This is a genomic window from Pseudomonas sp. NFX224, from assembly GCF_048565165.1.
GTDB lineage: Bacteria > Pseudomonadota > Gammaproteobacteria > Pseudomonadales > Pseudomonadaceae > Aquipseudomonas.
Window position 1 is genome coordinate 1313800 of sequence record NZ_CP183416.1, and the last position, 22337, is coordinate 1336136.

The 22337-nt window shown below is 60.5% G+C and carries 21 protein-coding genes and 1 pseudogene; 3 read left to right on the plus strand and 19 right to left on the minus strand.

The window, feature by feature from the left end:
- Window positions 1-10: 10 nt before the first annotated feature.
- From fabD to ACNYC6_RS05795, 4 genes are all read right to left on the minus strand, one after another.
- On the minus strand, window positions 11-949 hold the full coding sequence (fabD, locus tag ACNYC6_RS05780) for an ACP S-malonyltransferase (RefSeq protein WP_419711482.1): 939 nt from the start codon (window positions 947-949) through the stop codon (window positions 11-13).
- A 125-nt stretch (window positions 950-1074) separates the two neighbouring features.
- Window positions 1075-2085, minus strand: coding sequence for a phosphate acyltransferase PlsX (gene plsX, locus ACNYC6_RS05785; RefSeq protein ID WP_419711483.1), 1011 nt, complete (start codon window positions 2083-2085; stop codon window positions 1075-1077).
- Between the two features lie 4 nt (window positions 2086-2089).
- A complete protein-coding gene (gene rpmF / locus ACNYC6_RS05790; RefSeq protein ID WP_003179396.1) occupies window positions 2090-2272 on the minus strand; it encodes a 50S ribosomal protein L32 in 183 nt (60 codons plus the stop codon).
- A 13-nt stretch (window positions 2273-2285) separates the two neighbouring features.
- The gene (locus tag ACNYC6_RS05795) at window positions 2286-2813 is read right to left on the minus strand and encodes a YceD family protein (RefSeq protein WP_007942001.1); all 528 of its coding nucleotides are present in this window, start codon (window positions 2811-2813) and stop codon (window positions 2286-2288) included.
- Between the two features lie 105 nt (window positions 2814-2918).
- Between ACNYC6_RS05795 and ACNYC6_RS05800 the strand changes: the two genes are divergently transcribed.
- The gene (locus ACNYC6_RS05800) at window positions 2919-3497 is read left to right on the plus strand and encodes a Maf family protein (protein WP_419711484.1); all 579 of its coding nucleotides are present in this window, start codon (window positions 2919-2921) and stop codon (window positions 3495-3497) included.
- 59 nt (window positions 3498-3556) lie between these two features.
- Here the strand turns inward: ACNYC6_RS05800 and ACNYC6_RS05805 are convergent, their stop codons facing one another.
- Genes ACNYC6_RS05805 through rluC form a run of 3 tightly spaced genes read right to left on the minus strand, consistent with a single transcriptional unit; the run spans window position 3557 to window position 6182 of the window.
- On the minus strand, window positions 3557-4546 hold the full coding sequence (locus ACNYC6_RS05805) for a S49 family peptidase (RefSeq protein ID WP_419711485.1): 990 nt from the start codon (window positions 4544-4546) through the stop codon (window positions 3557-3559).
- A 24-nt stretch (window positions 4547-4570) separates the two neighbouring features.
- Window positions 4571-5233 (minus strand): HAD-IA family hydrolase, encoded by a 663-nt coding sequence (locus ACNYC6_RS05810; protein WP_419711486.1) that lies wholly within the window; start codon window positions 5231-5233, stop codon window positions 4571-4573.
- The gene (gene rluC, locus ACNYC6_RS05815; RefSeq protein ID WP_419711487.1) at window positions 5220-6182 is read right to left on the minus strand and encodes a 23S rRNA pseudouridine(955/2504/2580) synthase RluC; all 963 of its coding nucleotides are present in this window, start codon (window positions 6180-6182) and stop codon (window positions 5220-5222) included. The genes ACNYC6_RS05810 and rluC overlap by 14 nt, the downstream gene beginning before the upstream one ends.
- A 699-nt stretch (window positions 6183-6881) precedes the next feature.
- On the opposite strand from rluC, the gene rne reads away from it, so the two are divergent.
- Complete coding sequence (rne, locus tag ACNYC6_RS05820) at window positions 6882-10091, plus strand: ribonuclease E (protein ID WP_419711488.1); 3210 nt, start codon at window positions 6882-6884, stop codon at window positions 10089-10091.
- A 63-nt stretch (window positions 10092-10154) separates the two neighbouring features.
- On the opposite strand, the gene ACNYC6_RS05825 is transcribed toward rne, so the two are convergent.
- From ACNYC6_RS05825 to ACNYC6_RS05880, 12 genes and pseudogenes are all read right to left on the minus strand, one after another.
- Complete coding sequence (locus ACNYC6_RS05825) at window positions 10155-10742, minus strand: nucleotidyltransferase family protein (protein WP_419711489.1); 588 nt, start codon at window positions 10740-10742, stop codon at window positions 10155-10157.
- Entirely contained in the window at window positions 10739-11722 is a 984-nt protein-coding gene (locus ACNYC6_RS05830; protein WP_419711490.1) for an XdhC family protein, read from the minus strand. Before ACNYC6_RS05830 ends, ACNYC6_RS05825 begins: the two co-directional genes overlap by 4 nt.
- Window positions 11722-14040 (minus strand): molybdopterin cofactor-binding domain-containing protein, encoded by a 2319-nt coding sequence (locus ACNYC6_RS05835; RefSeq protein WP_419711491.1) that lies wholly within the window; start codon window positions 14038-14040, stop codon window positions 11722-11724. Before ACNYC6_RS05835 ends, ACNYC6_RS05830 begins: the two co-directional genes overlap by 1 nt.
- Window positions 14037-14507 (minus strand): (2Fe-2S)-binding protein, encoded by a 471-nt coding sequence (locus ACNYC6_RS05840; RefSeq protein WP_419711492.1) that lies wholly within the window; start codon window positions 14505-14507, stop codon window positions 14037-14039. The genes ACNYC6_RS05835 and ACNYC6_RS05840 overlap by 4 nt, the downstream gene beginning before the upstream one ends.
- 239 nt (window positions 14508-14746) lie before the next feature.
- Complete coding sequence (murB, locus tag ACNYC6_RS05845; RefSeq protein ID WP_419711493.1) at window positions 14747-15766, minus strand: UDP-N-acetylmuramate dehydrogenase; 1020 nt, start codon at window positions 15764-15766, stop codon at window positions 14747-14749.
- Window positions 15763-16227, minus strand: a complete 465-nt coding sequence (locus ACNYC6_RS05850; protein WP_419711494.1) for a low molecular weight protein-tyrosine-phosphatase — start codon at window positions 16225-16227, stop codon at window positions 15763-15765. Before ACNYC6_RS05850 ends, murB begins: the two co-directional genes overlap by 4 nt.
- Complete coding sequence (gene kdsB / locus ACNYC6_RS05855) at window positions 16227-16991, minus strand: 3-deoxy-manno-octulosonate cytidylyltransferase (protein ID WP_419711495.1); 765 nt, start codon at window positions 16989-16991, stop codon at window positions 16227-16229. The genes ACNYC6_RS05850 and kdsB overlap by 1 nt, the downstream gene beginning before the upstream one ends.
- Window positions 16988-17173, minus strand: a complete 186-nt coding sequence (locus tag ACNYC6_RS05860) for a Trm112 family protein (RefSeq protein WP_007945752.1) — start codon at window positions 17171-17173, stop codon at window positions 16988-16990. Before ACNYC6_RS05860 ends, kdsB begins: the two co-directional genes overlap by 4 nt.
- Window positions 17174-17198: 25 nt before the next feature.
- Window positions 17199-18209, minus strand: a complete 1011-nt coding sequence (lpxK, locus tag ACNYC6_RS05865; RefSeq protein ID WP_419711496.1) for a tetraacyldisaccharide 4'-kinase — start codon at window positions 18207-18209, stop codon at window positions 17199-17201.
- Window positions 18209-18637, minus strand: coding sequence for an ExbD/TolR family protein (locus tag ACNYC6_RS05870; RefSeq protein ID WP_419711497.1), 429 nt, complete (start codon window positions 18635-18637; stop codon window positions 18209-18211). The genes lpxK and ACNYC6_RS05870 overlap by 1 nt, the downstream gene beginning before the upstream one ends.
- Window positions 18634-19269 carry a MotA/TolQ/ExbB proton channel family protein gene (locus tag ACNYC6_RS05875; protein ID WP_419711498.1) on the minus strand — a complete coding sequence of 212 codons (636 nt, stop codon included), beginning with the start codon at window positions 19267-19269 and terminating at the stop codon, window positions 18634-18636. Before ACNYC6_RS05875 ends, ACNYC6_RS05870 begins: the two co-directional genes overlap by 4 nt.
- A gap of 98 nt (window positions 19270-19367) precedes the next feature.
- Window positions 19368-21589: pseudogene (locus ACNYC6_RS05880) on the minus strand (DNA internalization-related competence protein ComEC/Rec2).
- Window positions 21590-21725: 136 nt separating this feature from the next.
- On the opposite strand from ACNYC6_RS05880, the gene ACNYC6_RS05885 reads away from it, so the two are divergent.
- Window positions 21726-22241, plus strand: coding sequence for a DUF2062 domain-containing protein (locus ACNYC6_RS05885; RefSeq protein WP_419711499.1), 516 nt, complete (start codon window positions 21726-21728; stop codon window positions 22239-22241).
- The last annotated feature ends 96 nt before the right edge of the window (window positions 22242-22337 follow it).

A 22337-nucleotide genomic window follows, 5' to 3' on the forward strand; every position in this document is an offset into this window, starting at 1 on the left:
TTCTCCTGATTCAGGCCTGCGCTGCACGGGCGGCAGCGAAGGCGTCTGGGGTATTGAGGTTGGAAGTCGATACGCCTTCGGCGCAACGTTTGTTCAGACCGGCCAGCACTTTGCCCGGGCCGCATTCAACCAGATTGGTCGCGCCCTTGGCCGCCAGTGCCTGGACTGATTCGACCCAGCGTACAGGCTTGTAAAGCTGCTCAAGCAGATCGCGCTTGAGGGTTTCCAGATCGGCAGGCACGGCGGCACTGACGTTCTGCACTACAGGAATCTGCGGTGCCTGCCAGTCGATCGTGGCGATCGATTCGGCGAAACGCTCGGCTGCCGGACGCATCAGCTCGCAGTGCGAAGGCACGCTGACCGGCAACGGCATGGCACGCTTGGCGCCACGCGCCTTGCAGCCTTCGATGGCACGCTCGACCGCAGCCTTGGCACCGGCGATAACCACCTGACCCGGGGAGTTGAAGTTGACGGCACTGACCACTTCGCCTTGCGCCGCTTCGGCACAGGCCGCCAGCACGTCGGCATCGTCCAGGCCCAGAATCGCAGCCATGCCGCCCTGCCCGGCCGGAACGGCTTCCTGCATCAACTGGCCACGACGCTCGACCAGTTTCACTGCATCGCCCAGGCTCAGACTGCCAGCGGCAACCAGTGCGCTGTATTCACCCAGGCTGTGACCGGCAACATAAGCCGGGCGCGCGCCGCCTTCCGCCAGCCACAGACGCCACAGGGCGATCGATGCGGTCAGAATGGCCGGCTGGGTTTTATCGGTTTGATTGAGCAGCTCTTCCGGCCCTTGCTGGGTCAGCGCCCACAGGTCGTAACCCAGAGCTTCGGAAGCTTCTTTAAATGTTTCGAGGACAACCGGATGTTGCGCGCCCAACTCGGCCAGCATGCCGAGGGACTGCGAACCCTGTCCTGGAAAGACGAATGCGAGGGAAGCAGACATGTAACAAGCCCCTAATGATCTTGTCGTCGAAGAATTAGTGTCCCGCTTTGGGGACGCAAGAAACTGACAGTTGGATGGCCAATTGAACTGAGCGGTCACATTTAAGCATTGTCCGACGAAAACGCCTAAAGCAACAAATCCTCCAGACGACCGTGAATGCGCTCCGGCAGATTTTCCTGAATCTCGATCAAGGCTCGGGAAATTGCACTCTGGAAACCCTGAACCCCAGCCGAACCATGGCTTTTCACCACAATGCCCTGCAACCCGAGGAAGCTTGCCCCGTTATGCCGCGCCGGCGCCAAGTCGGCTTGCAAGCGCTTCATCAGCGGCAAAGCCAATGCGCCGACCATGCGTGACGGCAGGCTTTTCTTGAACAACGCCTCGATACGCCCGGCAATCATCGTGGCCAGGCCTTCGCTGGACTTGAGCAGGATATTGCCGACAAAACCGTCACATACCACCACATCCGCTTCGCCACGGTACAAACCATCACCTTCGACAAAGCCGATGTAGTTGATACCACGGGCACTTTGCAACAAGGTTGCAGCCAGCTTGACCTGCTGATTGCCCTTGATGTCTTCGGTGCCGATATTCAGCAACGCCACGCGTGGGCGGACGATTCCGAGGGTTTCCGCTGCAACCGACCCCATCACCGCGAACTGCAACAGATGCTCGGCACTGCAATCGACATTGGCGCCCAGATCCAGCAACTGGCAATAGCCTTTCTGCGTCGGAATCGCCGCGACCATGGCTGGCCGATCGATGCCTGGCAAGGTCTTGAGTACGAAACGCGACAACGCCATCAGCGCTCCGGTATTACCGGCACTGACACACGCCTGGACCTTGCCGTCACGCAACAGCTCAAGCGCCACGCGCATTGAGGAGTCAGGCTTGCCGCGCAGGGCCTGGGCAGGTTTTTCGTCCATGGTGATGACTTCGGACGCCGGAGCAATCGTCAGGCGCGCACGATCCACAGCCGTTTGGCCAGCGATCAATTCTTCAAGGAGGGAGGGGTGACCGACGAGGGTCAGGTGCAGCGAGGGTGTAGCAGACAGGCAAGCAACGCTGGCCTGAACAATGCTGCGGGGACCGAAGTCCCCGCCCATTGCGTCAATCGCGATGACTTGAGCGGACAAGTGATTACTCGTCAGCGCCCTTGTCGATCACTTTACGGCCACGGTATACGCCTTCTGGCGATACGTGGTGACGCAGGTGAACTTCACCGGTGGTTTTTTCTACAGACAGGGTGCTAGCCTCGAGAGCGTCGTGCGAACGGCGCATGTCACGGGCAGAGCGGGATTTTTTGTTCTGCTGAACAGCCATAATTGATTAACTCCTAAACGTTTGGGTCACGCTTTAACTGCGCCAATACACTGAACGGGTTGGACCGCGTTACCTCGTCCTCGCTCGGTTCGGGCTCATCTGCTCCCGCCGGCTGCTGGCATTCTTCCGGATGATGAGCAGGCACAATGGGCAAGGCGAGCAGAAGCTCCTCCTCGATCAGTGACTGCAGATCCAATGGATCTTCGCCCAGTTCCAGCACGTCATAACCTTTCGGCAACGACTGGGTATTCGCACCCTCCTTCACCACAGCATAACTGCATTCGCTATGGATCGGCAGGGTGACCAGCTCAAGACAACGCTGGCAAACCATTTTGACTTCAGTGTCGATAAAGCTGTGAATTACCACAGATTTACGTTCATCTCGTTCAAAAACGAATTTAGCCTGCACCGTACCGACATTGTCGGAAAGCGGGTCGCAGAGTCTCTCCAAATCAGCCAGCAGCATTTCACCTTGAAGGGTGGTGCCACGATCAGCCAATTTGCGCGGGTCAACGTGAGGTGGAATCGGGTCATTCAACATAGGCGCAGCATTATAGGGATGCACCCGCCCATGTCAAAGGAAATTCAGCCCTGTCCGTCACTTGGAAGCCTCGCTAGAATTCGTGCCTGTCATTTGGAGTTGCGCATGCTGCCTTTATTACTCGCTTCCAGCTCGGCTTATCGCCGGGAATTACTGGCCCGCCTGCGGCTGCCATTCACTTGCAGCTCACCGGATATCGACGAAAGCCATCGTCCGGGCGAGTCTGCCGTTGATCTGGTAAAACGCCTCGCCGAGGAAAAAGCACGGGCGCTGGCCGGCACTCACCCTGCCCATCTGATCATCGGTTCCGACCAGGTCGCCGTGCTCGGCGACAGGATCATCGGCAAACCCCACACCTTCGAAAACGCCCGTGAACAACTGCTGGCCTCCAGCGGCGCCAGCGTAACCTTCCTGACTGGCCTGGCATTGTTCAATAGCGAATCTGGCCATTGCCAGGTCGACTGCGTGCCCTTCACCGTCCATATGCGCACGCTGGGCGCTGCACGCATCGGACGCTACCTGCACGCCGAACAGCCCTACGACTGCGCCGGCAGCTTCAAGGCCGAAGGCTTGGGGGTGAGCCTATTTCAAAGCACCGAAGGCCCTGACGCCACCAGCCTCGTCGGCCTGCCACTGATTCGCTTGACCGACATGCTGCTCGCGGAAAACGTACAGATACCCTGAAAGCAAAAAATCGCAGCCCTTGGCAAAAGGCTGCGATCTTTTTGATCCATCCAGCAGATTTAGCGCAACGACGGACCGTTAAACCCCATCCACATCGCCAGATGCTCAGCCACGCTGGCACCCAGCTTTTTCGAAAAGCGATCAAATGGCGACTCCTGAACAGTGAAATCCACCAGTTCTTTTTCGCCAATCACATCTCGCGCAACCGAACTGGCATTACCCAAGCCATCGATCAGCCCCAGCGGCAGCGCTTGCTCACCCGACCAGACCAACCCGGAGAACAGCTCCGGATGCTCCTTGTCCTTCAACCGATCGCCACGGCCCTGCTTGACGCTATTGATGAACTGCTTGTGCGTGGTATCGAGCACGCCTTGCCAGAAGGCAGTCTCTTCTGGCTTCTGTGGCTGGAACGGATCAAGGAACGACTTGTGCTCGCCCGAGGTGTAGGTGCGACGCTCCACACCCAGCTTCTCCATGGTGCCGACAAAACCGTAACCGGCCGCCGTCACGCCAATGGAGCCCACCAGGCTCGCCTTGTCGGCATAGATCTGATCAGCCGCGCTGGCGATGTAATAAGCGCCGGAAGCCCCCAGATCGGAAATCACCGCATAGAGCTTGATGTCAGGGTGCAAGCCACGCAGGCGACGGATCTCGTCATAGACATAACCCGACTGCACCGGACTGCCGCCCGGACTGTTGATACGCAGGATGACGCCCTTGACCTTTTTATCTTCAAAAGCCGCGCGCAGGCTGCCGACGATATTGTCAGCGCTGGCCGGCTCCTTGTCGGCGATCATGCCGTTGATATCGATCAGTGCGGTGTAGTTATCACTGCGGGTCGCGGCTTTTTCCATGTCCATCAGCGGCGTGAACAGCAACAGCGCGCCAAACAGGTACACAAAGGTCAGCAACTTGAAGAAAATCCCCCAGCGCCGGGAGCGACGCTGTTCTTGCACACCGGCCAGCAGCGTCTTTTCCAACAGCTTCCAGCTTTTTTCGTCACCGCTCTCTGCGCTCGCCTTGGCGGGCGCTTTCCACTCGTCGGCCATGCCTTCTACTCCAGCAAAAACGTATTAAGCCCGCTGACTCAGCCAGGCATGCAATTCTGAAAAGCGATCAATGGCTAGCCGCGGCTCGAACAGGTTCAGTGCGTCGATCGATTGAGCGCCGTAGCTGACCGCGACCGAATCCATACCGGCATTGCGCGCCATCTGCAAATCGAAGGATGAATCGCCGACCATCAACGCCTGCTCCGGACGAACCTCGCAATGGGCGAGGATCTGCTCAAGCATCAGCGGATGCGGCTTGCTGGCGGTTTCATCGGCGGCGCGGGTGATATCGAAATATTGCGCCCAACCATGCGCCTTCAGCACCCGATCCAACCCGCGCCGGGCCTTGCCTGTTGCGACCGCCAGGTAATAACCCTCGGCACGAAACGCCTCCATTGACTCCACCACACCTTCGAACAACGGCGAAGGCACAGCCTCCGAAGCAATGTAGTGATCGGCGTAGTGCTCGCGAAAGGCGATCAGCTCGGCATCGCTGATTTCCGGGTACAGCGTGCGGATGGCTTCCGGTAAACCCAGCCCGATGATGCCCTTGACGGCAAAGTCATCGCGCAGTTGAAAACCGGATCGCTCGGATGCCACATGCATTGCCTCGACAATCCGACCAATGGAATCGGCCAGCGTGCCGTCCCAATCGAAAATTAGCAGCTTGTATTCAGATGGGTGCACTCAAGCGCTCCACGGTTTTGGCCCACATCTCATCGACCGGTGCCTGAAGCTTCAGCTCGCCACCATCCGGCAGCGGCACGGTCAGCATGTAGGCGTGCAGGAACAAGCGCTTGCCGCCCAGATCGCGGATTTCCTTACTGAAATCGTCATCGCCGTATTTGGTGTCGCCGGCAATGCAGTGCCCGGCGTGCAAGGTGTGAACACGAATCTGGTGAGTGCGGCCGGTGATCGGCTTGGCTTCGATCAGGGTGGCAAAGTCGCCAAAACGACGCAGGACCTTGAACACGGTCACAGCCTCCTTGCCCTCCTCCTCGTCGACCTCGACCATACGCTCGCCGGAGCGCAGATTGCTCTTGCCGAGCGACGCGCGAACCTGCTTGATCGAGGACGCCCAGTTACCACGAACCAGCGCCATATAGCGCTTATCGACGCCATCGCCGCGCAATGCAGTGTGCAAGTGACGCAGCATGCTGCGCTTCTTGGCGATCATCAGCAGGCCGGAGGTGTCACGGTCGAGACGGTGAACCAGTTCTAGCTCCTTGCAGTCGGGGCGCAGCTGACGAAAGGCTTCGATGACGCCGTAATTCAAGCCACTGCCGCCGTGAACAGCGATACCGCAAGGCTTGTTGATCACGAGCAGCGCCTTGTCTTCGAAGACAATCGAGGCCTCCAGGCGCTGCAGCAGGCCCTGGGCCAATGGCACCGGCTCGTCCCGCTCAGGCACGCGAACCGGCGGCACGCGCACGATGTCGCCCGCCTGCAGCTTGTATTCGGGCTTGATCCGGCCCTTGTTCACCCGCACTTCGCCTTTGCGCAAAATGCGATAAATCAAGGTCTTGGGCACGCCTTTGAGCCGAGCGAGAAGGAAATTATCAATACGTTGGCCGGCATATTCCGGCGAGACCTCAAGCAGTTGTACGCCTGGGGTCGAAGGGGCAGTAGTCGTCATGGCGCGGATGATAACAATTTTTTATGGAATTGAAGCACTTAATCATTGCTGCTATAGTCGCGAACGCCGCCAAAAGCGGCTGGACAGCGGACCAACGGTCAAAAACCGGCCCTGACCAACGCAATTCACCAGGACGCGAGGCCGTCCTACGGGGCTTTCGCTACGTAACGGTGGAGTTTGCAGGTGTAACGAGCGCAGGTGACATGAGGCCTGAATCACGCCGTAAAGCAGAGTTTTCACTCGTTTTGCGAGCCATATTCACGGCCAGTTCACAAAGTGCAGTCAGCTGCGAATGACCCCGAGCGAACGCTTCGGAAACAACGCCTAAATTAGCCATGATGCGTGACCTCCCCTTTCGGAGCTCACGGTAAATGCCAACCCGCTGCGGATTCTGCGCGCGGCAGCACCCGAATTATCAGGGATACGTGTAGGGTGGAGATGCACAACCGCTGGACTGTGTAGCAATAGGCTTTATCAAGACGCTTCATCTCGTCCACAGCCGCCGGTTGATTCCTCCTCCTGACTGAGTGCTTAAGAGCCACAGCAAGCAGGACGCGTACGTCGCGATGAAGGCCCACATTGGCCGGACTTCGCTGGACACGGGAAATGGCCAACCACTCCCGACGCACCTGACACCGACCATGAGAAGTCGTGTGTGCCGAACGCCGTTTCCGGCAGCCCGGAAACCGACGGTACTACATGAAAAGAATGCTGATTAACGCAACTCAACCCGAAGAGTTGCGTGTTGCACTGGTAGATGGCCAGCGCCTCTACGACCTGGACATCGAATCCGGTGCACGCGAGCAGAAGAAGGCCAACATTTATAAAGGCCGGATTACTCGCATCGAACCAAGCCTTGAGGCTGCCTTTGTCGATTTCGGCTCCGAGCGCCACGGCTTCCTGCCCCTCAAAGAAATCTCCCGCGAATACTTCAAGAAAGCCCCCGAAGGCCGCGTCAACATCAAGGACGTCCTGAGCGAAGGCCAGGAAGTCATCGTGCAGGTCGAGAAAGAAGAACGTGGCAACAAGGGCGCCGCCCTGACCACTTTCATCAGCCTGGCCGGTCGTTATCTGGTTCTGATGCCGAACAACCCCCGTGCCGGCGGTATCTCCCGTCGCATCGAAGGTGAAGAGCGCAACGAACTGCGTGAAGCCTTGAACGGCCTGGTTGCCCCGGCCGACATGGGTCTGATCGTGCGCACTGCCGGCCTGGGCCGCAGCAGCGAAGAAATGCAGTGGGACCTCGATTACCTGCTGCAACTCTGGACCGCCATCAAAGAGGCCTCGCTGGATCGCGCCGCGCCTTTCCTGATCTATCAGGAAAGCAACGTTATCATCCGCGCCATCCGCGATTACCTGCGCCAAGACATCGGCGAAGTGCTGATCGACAGCGTTGAAGCCCAGGACGAAGCCCTGACCTTCATTCGCCAGGTGATGCCGCAGTACGCCAGCAAGATCAAGCTGTACGAAGACAGCGTTCCGCTGTTCAACCGTTTCCAGATCGAAAGCCAGATCGAGACCGCTTTCCAGCGCGTGGTCGAACTGCCTTCCGGCGGTTCCATCGTTATCGACCCGACCGAAGCCCTGGTGTCCATCGACATCAACTCGGCGCGCGCCACCAAAGGCAGCGATATCGAAGAAACCGCTCTGCAGACCAACCTTGAAGCCGCCGAAGAAATCGCCCGTCAGTTGCGTCTGCGCGACATTGGCGGCCTGATCGTCATCGACTTCATCGACATGACCCCTGCCAAGAACCAGCGCGCCGTGGAAGAAAAAGTCCGCGAATGCCTGGAAGCCGACCGCGCTCGCGTGCAAGTCGGTCGCATTTCGCGCTTCGGCCTGCTGGAAATGTCTCGTCAGCGCCTGCGTCCATCCCTGGGCGAAAGCAGCGGCATCGTCTGCCCGCGTTGCAGCGGCACCGGGATCATTCGCGACGTTGAATCGCTGTCCCTGGCGATCCTGCGCCTGATCGAAGAAGAAGCCCTGAAAGACCGCACCGCCGAAGTTCGCGCCCAAGTGCCGATCCCGGTCGCCGCGTTCCTGCTCAACGAAAAACGCAACTCGATCACCAAGATCGAACTGCGCACCCGCGCCCGCATCGTCATTCTGCCGAACGATCACCTCGAAACGCCGCACTTCGAAGTTCAGCGTCTGCGTGATGACAGCCCGGAAGCCGCCACCAACCAGTCCAGCTACGAAATTGCCGCTGCCGCTGCCGAAGTGGAAGAAGTCCAGCCAGCTGCCGCGACCCGCACCCTGGTTCGCCAGGAAGCCGCGGTCAAGACTGCACCGGCCCGCGCCAATGCTCCGGTTCCGACCGAAGTTGCCGCTCCGGCCCCTGCTCCGGTTGCCGCGCCAGAGCCAAGCCTGTTCAAAGGCCTGGTGAAGTCGCTGGTCAGCTTGTTCGCTACCAAGGAAGAGCCGGCCGCTCCGGTCGTGGTTGAAAAACCGGCTACCGAGCGTCCGGCCCGTAACGAAGAGCGTCGCAACGGTCGTCAGCAAAGCCGCAACCGTAACGGTCGCCGCGATGAAGAGCGCAAGCCTCGCGAAGAACGTGCACCGCGTGAAGAACGCGCACCACGTGAACCACGCGAAGAGCGTCAGCCACGCGAAGCCCGCGAAGAAACCCCGGCGGTAGCTCGCGAAGAACGCGCACCACGCGCTCCGCGTGAAGAACGTGCACCGCGTGCACCGCGTGAAGATCGCAAGCCACGTGGCGAGCGTGAAGAACGCGTACGTGAACTGCGTGAGCCACTGGATGCCGCTCCGGCCGCCGCTGCCGCTGCTGTCACCACTGAAGAACGTCCAGCCCGCCAGCCACGTGAAGAACGCGCTCCACGCCCACCGCGTGAAGAACGTCAACCACGTGCCGAGCAAGCTGCCGCCGTCGTTGCCGAAGAAGAGCTGCCAACCAACGAAGAACAACTGCAGGATGACGGTCAGGAAGGCGCCGAAGGGGATCGCCCACGCCGTCGCTCCCGTGGCCAGCGTCGTCGCAGCAACCGTCGTGAGCGTCAGCGTGATGCCAACGGCAACGTGATCGAAGGCTCGGATGAATCCGAAGCCGGCGAAAACGCTGAAGCGCCAAGCACTGCCGATCTGGCCGCCGGCCTGGCTGTTACCGCAGCCGTTGCCAGCTCCGTGATCAGCGCTCCGGCTGAAGCACAAGCCAACGAGCAAGCCGAACGCGCCACTGCCGCCACCCTGGAAACTGCTCCGGTTGAAGCGCCAGTCGTTGAAGCGACCACGCCGGTAGAAGTGACCGCCTCGCCGGAAATCGAAGTGGCCCAAGCGCCAGAAGCTCAGCCAGTGGTTGAAGCGGTTGCTGAAGCTGTTGTTATCGAAGTGCCTGCCGAAGTTGCAGAACCGGTAGTTGAAACCGTGACTGAAGTTGTTCGTGAAGTTCGCGAAGAACAAACCGCCTTCAACTGGGTTGCCGAACCAGCAGTTGCTGAAACGCCAGCGCCAGTCGTTGAAGCGCCAGTTGCTGAAGCAATGGTTTCCGAGCCGGTTGTTGTCGCTGCTGAGCCAGATCCAGTGGTCGAAGCACCGGTTGTCGCCGAAGTGGCGGCTCCCGTGGTCGAAGCCGCTCAGGTTAGCGCACTGACTCCAAGTGGCCGCGCGCCGAACGATCCACGTGAAGTGCGTCGTCGCAAGCGTGAAGAAGAGCGCCTGCAGAAGGAAGCCGAATTGGCTGCCGCTGCTGCTCCGGTTGCTGAAGCCGTTGTCGCTGAAGAACCAGCACCGGTTGTTGCTGAAGTCGTCGAGGCAGCGCCTGCCCCGGTTGCCGAAGTCGCTGCCGAGCCAGCTGAATCCGTGATCCACGAAGCGCCACGCTCCGTGCAGGATGCGGTAGAGAAACACGAACAAGCCGAAGAAAAAGAGCACGAGCCTAAACCACTCGTCTGATTCCCTCGGTAACTAAAAAGCCCCGCCTGGTGATCCCAGGCGGGGCTTTTTTATGCATAAAAATCAAAAGATCAATTTCTCCGGCACATCCACATCCCACAAAACCCCAGGATCATCCACCGCCACTTCAACCACCCGCGCCTGAGCAAACAATGGCTTGGCCCCCCGGTCACCCGATAGCGCCATCAACCCCGCAGAAAAACTATGGCCAAATCCCACCGGATGCCCATATTCCCCGTCCTGCACTGGAACACTGATGCAATCATCAGCCACCTGCGCCAGAACCTGTTCGATGGTCGATGGCAGGATGAACGGCATATCCCCCAGCACCATCAACCAGCCACCCAGTTGTGCAGACGCAGCGACACCAGCAGCAATGCTGTCGCCCATTCCGGTGGATTCAATCAGCACGATTTCACAGCCATAGGCCTTGGCCATGCGCATCACCTGCGGACGATCAGCAGTGGTCACCAGCACACGCTTTTCCAGCGTGGCCGGTAGATTCACCAGCACGTGCTCGATCACCGAACGAACAGCACCATCACGCCCCGTACAGTCCGCCAGCAACTTGTCCTTTTCATCGCCCGCCACCTGCCGAAACCGACTGCCCTGCCCCGCCGCCAGAATGATTGCTCCGATGGATTCGCTCATACGCGCTCCCGCAATGGCTTTTTCTGTTTCAGTTCGACACCATTCTTGATCGCGACAATTTCCGCCATCAGCGACAAGGCGATTTCCGCCGGACTGTGGCTGCCGATGTGCAAGCCGATCGGGCCGTGCAGCCGCTCGATAGCCTGCTGCGACAAACCCAGTTGCGCCAGGTTTTCCCGACGTTTCTGGCTATTGACCCGAGAGCCCAGCGCACCGACATAAAAAGCCCTGGAGTCGAGGGCGGTGAGTAGCGCCATGTCGTCCAGCCGTGGATCGTGAGTCAGGGCGACAATGGCCGTGCGTTCGTCAGTCTGGATATTCAGCACCGCATCGTCAGGCATGCCAGGGACAAATCGTCCGTGGTGTTCTTCCCAGCCGTAGACGAACTCGGTGCGCGGATCGCAGATCAGCACCTCGAAATCCAGCAGCCGCGCCATCTCGGCCACATAACGGGACAACTGCCCCGCACCGATCAGCAGCAAGCGCCAGCGCGGACCATAAATGGCCCGCAGCGTTTTGCCATCAAAGGTCAGCACATCCGATTTGTCGGCCGACTGTAAAACCACTTCACCGGTCGCGATCTCCAGCGAACGCGCGACGATTTGATGATCCTCACAGCGCGCCAGCAACTCGGCGACCCAATCTGCGTCGCCGACCCGTTCCTCAGTCAAACGCAAGGTGCCACCGCAAGGCAGACCGAAACGCGCAGCCTCTTCACGAGTGACACCATAGGTAATCAACTGCACCGGCGGGCCATCGACCGGAATACGGCCGTCATGCGACCGCGCAATCAGGTCATCTTCGACACAACCGCCCGACACCGAACCGATCACCACACCATCTTCACGCAATGCCAGCATCGCGCCAGGCGCCCGGGGCGCGGTGCCCCAGGTCTGGACCACGCTGTATAACACCACCCGCTGACCGGCGCGGCGCCATTCCAGCACGCTGCGCAGGACATTCAGATCGACGCTGTCCATCAGGCCTGCGCCTTCTGCCAGCCCTGCAACTGATAGCGTATCGGCAGGTCGCGGATGCGTTTGCCGGTGGCGGCGAAGATCGCGTTGCACAACGCCGGGGCAATCGGCGGCACGCCTGGCTCGCCGACGCCGCCCAACGGCACGGTGCCCGGTGGCGTAACCAGATGCACGGCAACTTTCTTCGGCGCCAGCGACATGCGCGCCACTTCGTACATGTGGAAGTTGTCTTGCTGGACCTTGCCGTCCTTGAAGCTGATCTCGCCCAGCACCGCGTTGCCCAGGCCCATGACGCAGGCGCCTTCGAACTGAGAGCGAATCCGCTCAGGGTTGATCTGCGGTCCACAATCGACTGCAATGTCCGCCTTGTGCACGATCAACGTGCCATCGTCTTTGACTTCAACCTCGATCACCGCCGCCACGTAGGTGACGAAGCTGTAATGCACCGCCAGGCCCAGGCCTCGACCCTTCGGTAATTCACGGCCCCAACCGGCGGCTTTGGCGGCGGTTTCCAGCACGGTGCGCAGGCGCCCGGTGTCGATCGGATAACGCTCGGGCGATTCGCCGTAGTTCCACTCCTCACTCAAGGTACGCGGATCGATCTGCCGATCCGGTCCGAGCAATTTGATCTGGTACTTGAGCGGGTCCTGCCCGGTCTTGTGCGCCAGTTCATCGATAAAGCTCTGGATGGCGAAGCCGTGGGGAATGTTCGACACCGAGCGGTACCAGCCAACGCGGGTGTGCACCGTCGCTTCAGGGTTTTCCAGGCGAATGTTGGGAATCGCGTAGGCCATGTTGGTGAAGCCCATGCCCAACTCGAAAGCCGCTTCGTGATTCATGCCCGGTGCGAACAACGCGGTGATGCTCGGCGCTACCGTGCGGTGCAGCCAGCCGGAGGGCAGGCCATCCTTGTTCAGGCTGGCCTTGAGGTATTCCGCCGACACGGTGTGGAAGTAGGAACAATGGATGTCGTCTTCACGGGTCCATTGCACCCGCACCGCTTTGCCAGGGAGTTCCTTGGCGAGGATAGCCGCCTCGATGATGAAGTCAGGCTTGGACTTGCGACCGAATCCGCCACCCAACAGCGTCACGTTGAACGTGACGTTGTCGAACGGCAGACCGAGGCGCTCACCGATTCGTGTACGGGTGACCTGCGGTGCCTGACTCGGCCCCCAGGCTTCGCACACGCCATCCTTGTAGCGGGCGATGGCGACCATCGGTTCCATTGGCGACTGCGACAAGTGCGGCAGGTAGTAAGACGCTTCCAGCGTGCTGTCGGCGCTGCTCATGGCGTCGTCGATGTTGCCAGTGTTGCGCACCACTTTGCCGGGTTTGAGGGACGCAGCCTCCAGCTCCTTACGGTAGGCGATCGAGTCGTAACTGGCGTTGGCGCCGTCATCCCACTCGATTTTCAGTGCCTCACGGCCCTTGATCGCCGCCCAGGTGTTGGTTGCAACCACGGCGATTCCGCCCAGCGGCTGAAACTCGGAAGGCAACGGACGGCTCTCGATCTGCACAACCTTGACCACGCCCGGGACCTTCATCGCCGCAATCGCATCGAAGGTTTTGACCTTGCCGCCGTAGACTGCAGGCCGGGCAATGGTGGCGAACAGCATGCCGTCGAAATGCACATCGGCGCCGTACACCGCGCGACCGTTAACGATGTCGTCACCGTCGATGGCTTTGGTGCCTTCCTTACCGATGTAGCGGAATTCCGACGGTTGCTTGAGTTTCAGGCTGTCACGCGCCGGGACGGCCAAGGCCCCGGCAGCAGCGGCCAGCGCGCCATACTCCAGTTCGCGACCGGAGGGTTTGTGGATGACTTTATGCAATTGCGCATGGCATTCGCTGACCGGGACTTTCCACTGATTGGCAGCGGCCTGCTCCAGCATGGTCCGCGCGGCGGCACCGCAGCGGCGCATCGGCTCGTACCAGTGGCGCATGCTGCGCGATCCGTCGGTGTCCTGGTTGCCGAAGCGCACTTCGTCACCCGGTGCCTGCTGCACTTTGACCCGCGCCCAGTCCGCTTCGAGCTCATCCGCCACGACCATGGTCAGGCTGGTGCGCACGCCCTGGCCCATTTCCGAACGGTTGCACACCACGGTCACCGTGCCGTCGGCGGCAATGCTGACGTAGACCTTGGGATCATCGACCCAACCATTGGGCATACCGTCGGCACCGAATTTCTTCTCTTCTGCGGCAAACGCGTCCTGCCATCCCCAACTCGCGGCTACCACCAGAGCACCGGCAGCGCCCACACCCTTAAGGAAACCACGGCGGCTGAGGTTGCTCAGGGCGAAATCCATCGGTAACTGGCTCATGCCTTGGCCTCCTTCAGGTGAGTGGATGCCTCGCGGATGGCGGTCTTGATGCGGTTGTAAGTGCCGCAACGGCAGATGTTGCCGACCATTGCCTCTTCGATCTGCTCATCGCTCGGGTTCGGATTGGTCTTGAGCAACGCAGTGGCGGACATGATTTGCCCGCCCTGACAGTAACCGCACTGGGCCACGGCCGTATCGAGCCAGGCTTGCTGCACGACTTTGCCGACCGGGTCGGCGTGCAGGTTGTCGATGGTGGTGACATTCTGCCCGATCACCGAGCCGATCGGCGTGATGCAGCTACGCGCCGGAGCGCCTTCGATATGAATGGTGCACGCACCGCACAGGCCCATGCCGCAGCCGAACTTGGTGCCGTTATAGCCGGCCACATCGCGGATCGCCCAGAGCAGTGGCATGTCCTCGGTGACGTCGAGTTGATGGTCTTGACCGTTGAGTTTCAGGGTAATCATGGGCACGCCCGCATAGTTCTTGAGTTATGGGGTCGAGCAATCTGCCATTGGATCTTGGTTCGGTACGCAGATCGACTCAGGCTAATGGGCTCTCTTGTGCTGACGGGAGCGTCTGCACCGGGCCTTTGATGGAGAAAATGAATTGCATCGTTAGCTCGCTAAGTTAACGCAGCATTAACAAAAAAGCCCTGCACTTTTCATCAGTGCAGGGCTTTGGATTGAACCTTTGAAGCGTAGCCTCAATAGCGGTTCGGCTCCATCTCCAGCTCGACATGGAAACGTTCTGAAATGTCTTTCTGGATACGCTGCGCCAGGTCGAGTAATTGCAGGCCGGTGGCGCTGCCGTAGTTGACCAGCACCAGTGCCTGCAACTTATGCACGCCCGCGTCGGCGTCACGGAAACCTTTCCACCCTGCCCGCTCGATCAGCCATCCGGCGGCGAGCTTCATCTGCCCGTCGGGTTGCGCGTAGGCCACCAGATCGGGGTATTCGCCCTTGAGCTGTGCGACCAGCGCCGCCGGCACCAACGGGTTCTTGAAGAAGCTGCCGGCATTGCCCAGCACCGCCGGGTCCGGGAGCTTTTCGTTGCGGATGCTGCAAATCGCCTGGCTGACATCGCTGGCGGTCGGGTGCTCGATGCCTTGCTCGGTCAGGCGCTGGCGAACAGGGCCGTATTCCAGGTGCAAATGCGCAACACGGTCGAGGGCAAAGCGTACGCGCAGGATAAGCCAGCGCCCCGGTTCCTGTTTGAACAGGCTGTCGCGATAGGCAAAGTTGCATGCTTCCAGGCTGAAATCACGCAGTTCGCCGCTGTGGCGATCAAGCGCCGTCAGACCGGCGAACACGTCTTTGATCTCAACCCCATAGGCGCCGATGTTCTGCATCGGTGCCGCACCGACGGTGCCGGGAATCAGACTGAGGTTTTCCAGGCCCGTCAAACCCTGCGCCAACGTGTGCTGCACGAATGGATGCCAAGGCTCGCCGGCCTCGGCCTCGATCACCACTTTGCTGCCGTCATCGCTCACCACGCGAATCCCGCGTGTGGCCATGCGCAATACCAGCGACTCGACATCCGCCGTCAGCAGCAAATTGCTACCGCCGCCGATCACCAGCACCGGGACATGATGCTCAAGCCCATAGGCCAAGGCTTCTCGCACATCGGCGTCGCTATGGGCTTCGGCGAACAGACGAGCCTGAACATCCACGCCAAAGCTGTTGAACGGCTTGAGTGAGACCTGCGACCGAACCTGCAAACTCATAACCGCCCCTTCAATTCGACCACCAGCAAATCACTGGCACGCTCAATCAAATCCAGCACCTGCTCGAAGCCTTGGTCGCCGTCGTAATACGGGTCCGGGACTTCATCGATTTCCGACTCATAACGACGCAGGAACAAATCCAGCTCGGCCTTGCCCTTGGCCGGTTGCAGGGCCTTGAGGTTGCGCAGGTTGCTGCTGTCCATCGCCAGAATCAGGTCGTAGGTGGCGAAATCGGCGCGGGTCACTTGCTGTGCGCGCTGCGTGGACAAGTCATAGCCACGCAGCTTGGCCGCGGCCTGACTGCGCTTGTCCGGCGCCTTGCCGACATGCCAGTCGCCGGTGCCGGCGGAGGCGACTTCGACCTGATCGGCCAGCCCCGCCTCACGCAGTTTGTGGCGCAACACGCCTTCGGCCGTGGGTGACCGGCAGATGTTGCCCAGGCAGACAAACAGAACCCGCATCAGGCCTCCAGCAGGCGACGAACGCGCTCAAGGTCTTCAACGGTATCGACACCGGCCGGCGGCGCGATCAGCGCGTCGGCGACGTGAATCCGTACGCCGTGCCACAGGGCACGCAGTTGTTCCAGGCACTCGGTGTTTTCCAGCCAGCATGGGCCCCAGCTGACGAAGTCATGCAGGAAACCGGCGCGATAGGCATAAATACCGATGTGGCGACGATACGGCACGCCTTCCGGCAATTGCTCACGGTTCACCGCAAACGCATCCCGTGCCCAGGGCAAGGTCGAGCGACTGAAGGTCAGCGCCAGGCCATTGAGGTCACTGACTACTTTGACCACGTTGGGATTGAACAGGGTTTCCACGTCTTCGATCGGCTCGGCCAGGGTGGCCATGCGCGCTTCGGTGTGGGCAGCCAGGTTGGCGGCAACCTGGTCGATCACACTCGCCGGGATCAACGGTTCGTCACCCTGGACGTTGACCACAATGGCGTCGGGTGCCAGGCCCAGTTTCGCCGCGACTTCCGCCAGGCGATCGGTACCCGAATTGTGATCCTCGCGGGTCAGCACCACTTCGGCACCGAACCCCTTGCAAGCCTCGACGATACGCGCATCGTCAGTGGCGACCACGACACGCTGGGCGCTGCTTTTGCTCGCCTGTTCCCAGACGTGCTGGATCATCGGCTTGCCGGCGATCAACAGCAGCGGCTTGCCCGGCAAACGGGTGGAGGCGTAACGCGATGGAATGACAACGGTAAAGGCTGTGGTCATTTATCCAGACGCTCGTCGGTGGTCAGGGTGCGGGCTTCGGTTTCGAGCATCACCGGGATGCCATCGCGAATCGGGTACGCCAGACCTGCACCCTTGCTGATCAGCTCGGTTTTGTCGGCGCTGAGCTTGAGCGGGCCTTTGCAGACCGGGCAAGCGAGGATATCGAGCAATTTGGTGTCCATGAGCATTCCCTGGATAGAAACGGTTTTAAGGCAACAGACGAGCTGGCAACAGGCGCATCAACTGTGTGTCGAACCAGGCCACGAAGGCCGGCGACGGCACAGCATCGACCGCCAGGTACCACCAGTCGGCGGCGGCAAAGGCACGGCACTTCACCGCGTCCTTTTCGGTCATCACCAACGGCAATGACGGGGTGAAATTCAAGGCCTGCACGCTGTATTCGGCGTGATCGGCGAACGCGTGCGGGACTGGCTGCCAGTGTAGCGTTTCGAGGGTCTTGAAGAAACGCTGCGGGTTGCCGATCCCGGCCACGGCGTGCAGCGCCTGGCCTGCGGAAAAATGATCGAGGGACCGGCGTTCGCCGCTTTGCAGGTTGACCAGCGCAGTGGGTTGCAACTGGAAGGCAAAACCATCATCGCGATCTGCCGTGGCGCCGTTGTAGAGCACTGCATCGACACTTTGCAGACGCTCAGCCGGCTCGCGCAACGGCCCGGCAGGCAGGCAACGGCGGTTGCCCAGACCTCGGGCGGCGTCGATCAGCACCAACTCCAGGTCCCGGGCCAACCGGTAATGCTGCATGCCGTCATCGGAGAGGATCAGGTCCAGCGGTTCGCTGGCCAGCAAGGCTTTGACGGCGCTGCTGCGATCAGGGTCGATCATCAGCGGCACGCCGGTGCGTTGAACGATCAGCAACGGTTCGTCGCCGGCAATCTCTGCACTTTGATCCGCCTCGATCCGCCATGGCAACTGCGGCGGCCTGGCACCGTAACCACGGCTGACCACGCCAACCCGCAAGCCGCTGCGCTGGCAATGCTGGATCATCCACAGGATCAGCGGCGTCTTGCCGGTGCCGCCAACCGTGATATTGCCGACGACGATCAACGGCACCGGCGGCTGGTAGATGTCACCCTCGCCCGCCAGAAAGCGTTTGCGCTTGTTGTTGACCACGCGCCGGTACAGCCACTCCAGCGGCTGCAACAGCTTGAGAGCCGGATGACCGGTGTACCACGCGGTGAGCAGACGATCGGACATGGCCATCAGGGCGCGGTCGGCGCCGCCTCGACTGTGGTCATGCGCAAGTGGCTGAAACCAAGCTTGCCGGCGGCGTCCATCGCAGTGATCACGGACTGATGCTGGGTTTTGCCATCGGCGCTGATGGACAGCGGCAGACTGGTATCGCCATTGGATTCTTTCTGCAGCGCTTCAATCAATGTGGCCAGGTCGCTTTTCGGCAAAACATGGTTGTTCACCGAGAACGCCCCGTCAGCGCTGATGACGATATCGAGCTGCCGGGTCTGGTCATCGGCCGAAGCGCCGCTGACCGCCTCCGGCAGCTCGACACGCAACTGGGTTTCACGGGTGAACGTGGTGGTCACCACGAAAAACAGCAGTAGGATAAACACCACGTCGATCAGCGACGCGAGGTTGATGTCCACTGTTTCCCGTGGTTTACGGCGGAATTTCACGCTTTGCCCTCGGTCAGGTCCACGTCGCGGTCGCCCTGCACTACCTCGACCAGTTTGATCGCTTCCTGCTCCATCCCGACCACAAGTTCATCGATCCGGCGTTGCAGGAATCGGTGGAAGAATACCGCCGGGATACCGACCATCAAACCGGCAGCCGTGGTGATCAGGGCCTTGGAAATACCACCGGCCAGCACCGACGCGTTGGTGGTCATGCCATTGCCGGTGAACGCGCTGAAAATATCGATCATGCCCAGCACAGTACCGAGCAGGCCCAGCAACGGCGCCATGGCCGCAATGGTGCCGAGGGCGTTGATGTAACGCTCCAGATCGTGGATGACCCGTGCCGCGGCCTCTTCGATGCACTCTTTCATGATCTCGCGACCATGCTTGGAGTTGGCGAGGCCCGCCGCGAGGATTTCACCCAGAGGCGAGTTGGCGCGCAGTTCCTTGAGCCTGTCTTTGTTGAGTTTCTTGTCCTTGATCCAGACCCAGACCTGCCCGAGCAAATGCTCCGGGGTCACACGACTGGCCCGCAGGGTCCAGAGACGCTCGGCAACGATCGCCATTGCCGCGATGGAACTCAGGATGATCGGCAGCATCATCCAGCCGCCGGATTTGACCAATTCCCACACAGTGTCAGCCCCCTCGAAAAAGTGCGCCACTCTAACATAGGGGGTGGGCGCACCGAAGACCGCGATGTCGCATCCGGTCGGGCTTTGATTACACGCGGTTACTCCTTCAAGGGGGGTGGGTCGCGCCAGAACCGCCGTTCGTGGCGCATCGAGCGCGGTGGCTCGAAACGTCCGAGTTGCAGATGAATGGCACCCTGTTCGGCACTGTCGTAGATCGCCATCACTCGTTTTCGATAGCGTGCCATCACCGTCGGATGAGGATGTCCGAACGAATTACCCTGACCACGGGAGATCAGCACCGCTCTGGGCTGTAAGCCGTTGAGCAGCGCCATCGAAGACGAACTGCGACTGCCATGATGCGGCGCCTGCAACCAGTCGGTCGGCACGGCCAATGGACTGTCGAGCAGTGCGCGCTCGGCGTTTGTATCGATGTCGCCGGTCAGCAAGAATCGCTCGCCGTTGGCTTCAATCTGCAAAACGCAGGATTTTTGATTGCTGTCCCGGGCTGACGACCATTGCCAGAGCCGGAAATTAACCCCATCCCAGGTCCATTGCCGGTCGAATTCACAGGCTTGGGCTTGCAACTCGACCGGTAACGCCGCGGGATCGCCACTGATTACACGCTTGACCGGCAGCCCGTTGGCAACTGCGCGGGCGCCACCGGCATGGTCGGCGTCGGCGTGGCTGATCAGCATCAGATCGAGTTCTTTCACGCCCAGTTTGCGTAAAGACGGCAGAACCACTCGCTCTCCCAGGTCGAAATCGCCGAAACGCGGGCCGGTGTCGTACAGCAGCGTGTGATGCCGGGTGCGCAGCAGGATCGCCAAGCCCTGGCCGACATCCAGTTGCCAGACATCGGCGATACCTTCCGGTAACTCGCCCCTCGGAGGAAAAACCAGTAACAGCAGCATCGGCCATCCCAACGGGCGCATCGGCACGCCCCTCGGCAATAACAGGAGAAAAGCCCCCAACGCACCTACGCACCAGACCCAAAACGGAACAGCCATGGGTACCCACGCAGGAATCTGACCAGCGACCAATGCCAGCCCCTTGAACAATCCATCGATCAAACCACCCGCCAGCCACAGCAAACCTTCGCCCACGTAGGGCAACGGCAGCAACACGGTGCCGAGCAACGCGGGAGGCAGCACCACCAGACTGATCCAGGGCACCGCCAACAAGTTGACCATTGGCCCACTGACGCTGACCGGCAATCCCAGCACCAGCAATAACGGGCCCAATCCCAACGCGATCAACCATTGCGCGCGGGTCCAGGTTTGCCACCAACGCCAAGGGCCCAACCGGCCGCCAAAGGTGAAGATCAGCACCGCCACCGCCGCGAAGGACAACCAGAATCCCGGCTGAAGACTCGCCAGCGGATCGAGCAGCAAAACGCCATTGAGCGCCAACAACAGTGGCCACCAGGCGCCAAGATGACGAAACCGCAGGCGCCACAACAGCACCAGACCGATCATCAAACAGGCCCGACGTACCGGCACCTCAAAACCGGCCAGTAATCCGTAACCAAGAGCGGCCGCGAATGCCAGGCCACAGGCCCAGGGCAGCCATGGCAGCCGGCTGGGCCAGAGCCCATAGCGGGCCAGCCCAGCGATCAATAGATACACCACGCCCGCCAGCAAACCGATGTGCTGTCCGGAAATCACCAACAAATGCACGGTGCCGGTGTCTTGCAGCACTTGCCAGTCTTCGCGGCTGAGCCCGGCGCCATCGCCCAGCACCAATGCCGCCAAGGCACCGGCTCGCCCCTGGGCGTCCACCGCTTGCAGTCTTTGGCGGATGCCGTCGCGCCAGGCCCATCGCGCTTGCCGTCCTTGACCGTGCCGGTCGCACCGATGCCTTGCGCCAGCAGCCAGGCCTCGTAATCGAAAGCGTGAGGATTGAGCAATCCGGCAGGACGCTTCAACTTGACCGCCAGTCGCCAGCGCTCGCCACTGTTCACCGGCGGGCCTTCATACCAGGCCACGCGCATGAGTTGCGGCACTTTTGCATGTCGCGACCGGGCGTCTGCCAACTCGAAACGTACGACGCCTTCGCTGTTCTGGGGCAACCCCACCACCCGCCCTTCGACCCAGCGGGTTTCGCCATCGAGGCTCGGCGACAGTCGATCGTCCAGCGCCCACTGCGCCTGCGCGCAAGCCCAACTCAAACCGAACAGGAAGAACGCCACGGGATACGTCCTGAACGGCAGCAACATCAAACCGACCACCGGCATCAACAACCACAACCCGACCGGCGGCAATGCCGGTAAAAAACGCAGGGCCAGCAATCCCAGCGCCAGCGCCATCATCCCTGTGCGCATACGCCCGTCCTTGAGAGTCCTGACCTTAGGCATAGCTGTCCGACCGCACGGCCGTGGTTATCAATTGTCACAAAGTCTGAATGGGCGCTTCATAGAATCCAGACATACTTGCCGCCTTGACCGACCGAGAAGCCTTATGCCCCGGCGATTATTCAAACGTTACATGCCAGACCCGACCAGCATCAGGGAACACAAGTCCTTACGCTTTCTCGGCACGCTGCTGCATGACCCGAACCTCTGGCACCTCAACCGCCATTCCGTCGCCCGGGCCATGGCGGTCGGTTTGTTCGCGGCGTTCCTGCCGATTCCGATGCAGATGCTGCTGGCGGCCTTCCTCGCCATCGTGGTGCGAGGGAACATGCCGATTGCGGTGAGCCTGGTCTGGCTGACCAATCCGATCACCATGCCAGCGGTGTTCTTTTGCACCTACCAGACCGGGGCCTGGCTGATGGACGTGCCTGCGCGGCATCTGCCCGATGAGTTGACCTGGGAGTGGATCAGCGGAGAGCTCTCGACCTTGTGGCAGCCGTTTTTGCTGGGGTCGGTGGTGACGGGGTTGGTGTTGGGAGCGTTGGCTTATTGTCTGGTGATGATGTATTGGCGCTGGTGGGTGGCGCGGCAGTGGCGGCGGCGTAAGCAGAGTCGGATGTGATTGGGTTTGATCGTGTACATATCCGTTGCTGCGGTAACGGCGGCTTATGTTTCCGCCCTTACGGCGGGGCACTTGGAAGAGCCTGCGCGGCCCGGC

Excerpts from the sequence above, each read along its gene's own strand:
- fabD (WP_419711482.1), bottom strand. The coding sequence starts at position 949 with ATGTCTGCTTCCCTCGCATTCGTCTTTCCAGGACAGGGTTCGCAGTCC.
- rpmF (WP_003179396.1), bottom strand. The coding sequence starts at position 2,272 with ATGGCTGTTCAGCAGAACAAAAAATCCCGCTCTGCCCGTGACATGCGC.
- ACNYC6_RS05795 (WP_007942001.1), bottom strand. The coding sequence starts at position 2,813 with ATGTTGAATGACCCGATTCCACCTCACGTTGACCCGCGCAAATTGGCT.
- ACNYC6_RS05800 (WP_419711484.1), top strand. The coding sequence starts at position 2,919 with ATGCTGCCTTTATTACTCGCTTCCAGCTCGGCTTATCGCCGGGAATTA.
- ACNYC6_RS05805 (WP_419711485.1), bottom strand. The coding sequence starts at position 4,546 with ATGGCCGACGAGTGGAAAGCGCCCGCCAAGGCGAGCGCAGAGAGCGGT.
- rluC (WP_419711487.1), bottom strand. The coding sequence starts at position 6,182 with ATGACGACTACTGCCCCTTCGACCCCAGGCGTACAACTGCTTGAGGTC.
- rne (WP_419711488.1), top strand. The coding sequence starts at position 6,882 with ATGAAAAGAATGCTGATTAACGCAACTCAACCCGAAGAGTTGCGTGTT.
- ACNYC6_RS05825 (WP_419711489.1), bottom strand. The coding sequence starts at position 10,742 with ATGAGCGAATCCATCGGAGCAATCATTCTGGCGGCGGGGCAGGGCAGT.
- ACNYC6_RS05830 (WP_419711490.1), bottom strand. The coding sequence starts at position 11,722 with ATGGACAGCGTCGATCTGAATGTCCTGCGCAGCGTGCTGGAATGGCGC.
- ACNYC6_RS05835 (WP_419711491.1), bottom strand. The coding sequence starts at position 14,040 with ATGAGCCAGTTACCGATGGATTTCGCCCTGAGCAACCTCAGCCGCCGT.
- ACNYC6_RS05840 (WP_419711492.1), bottom strand. The coding sequence starts at position 14,507 with ATGATTACCCTGAAACTCAACGGTCAAGACCATCAACTCGACGTCACC.
- murB (WP_419711493.1), bottom strand. The coding sequence starts at position 15,766 with ATGAGTTTGCAGGTTCGGTCGCAGGTCTCACTCAAGCCGTTCAACAGC.
- ACNYC6_RS05850 (WP_419711494.1), bottom strand. The coding sequence starts at position 16,227 with ATGCGGGTTCTGTTTGTCTGCCTGGGCAACATCTGCCGGTCACCCACG.
- kdsB (WP_419711495.1), bottom strand. The coding sequence starts at position 16,991 with ATGACCACAGCCTTTACCGTTGTCATTCCATCGCGTTACGCCTCCACC.
- ACNYC6_RS05860 (WP_007945752.1), bottom strand. The coding sequence starts at position 17,173 with ATGGACACCAAATTGCTCGATATCCTCGCTTGCCCGGTCTGCAAAGGC.
- lpxK (WP_419711496.1), bottom strand. The coding sequence starts at position 18,209 with ATGGCCATGTCCGATCGTCTGCTCACCGCGTGGTACACCGGTCATCCG.
- ACNYC6_RS05885 (WP_419711499.1), top strand. The coding sequence starts at position 21,726 with ATGCCCCGGCGATTATTCAAACGTTACATGCCAGACCCGACCAGCATC.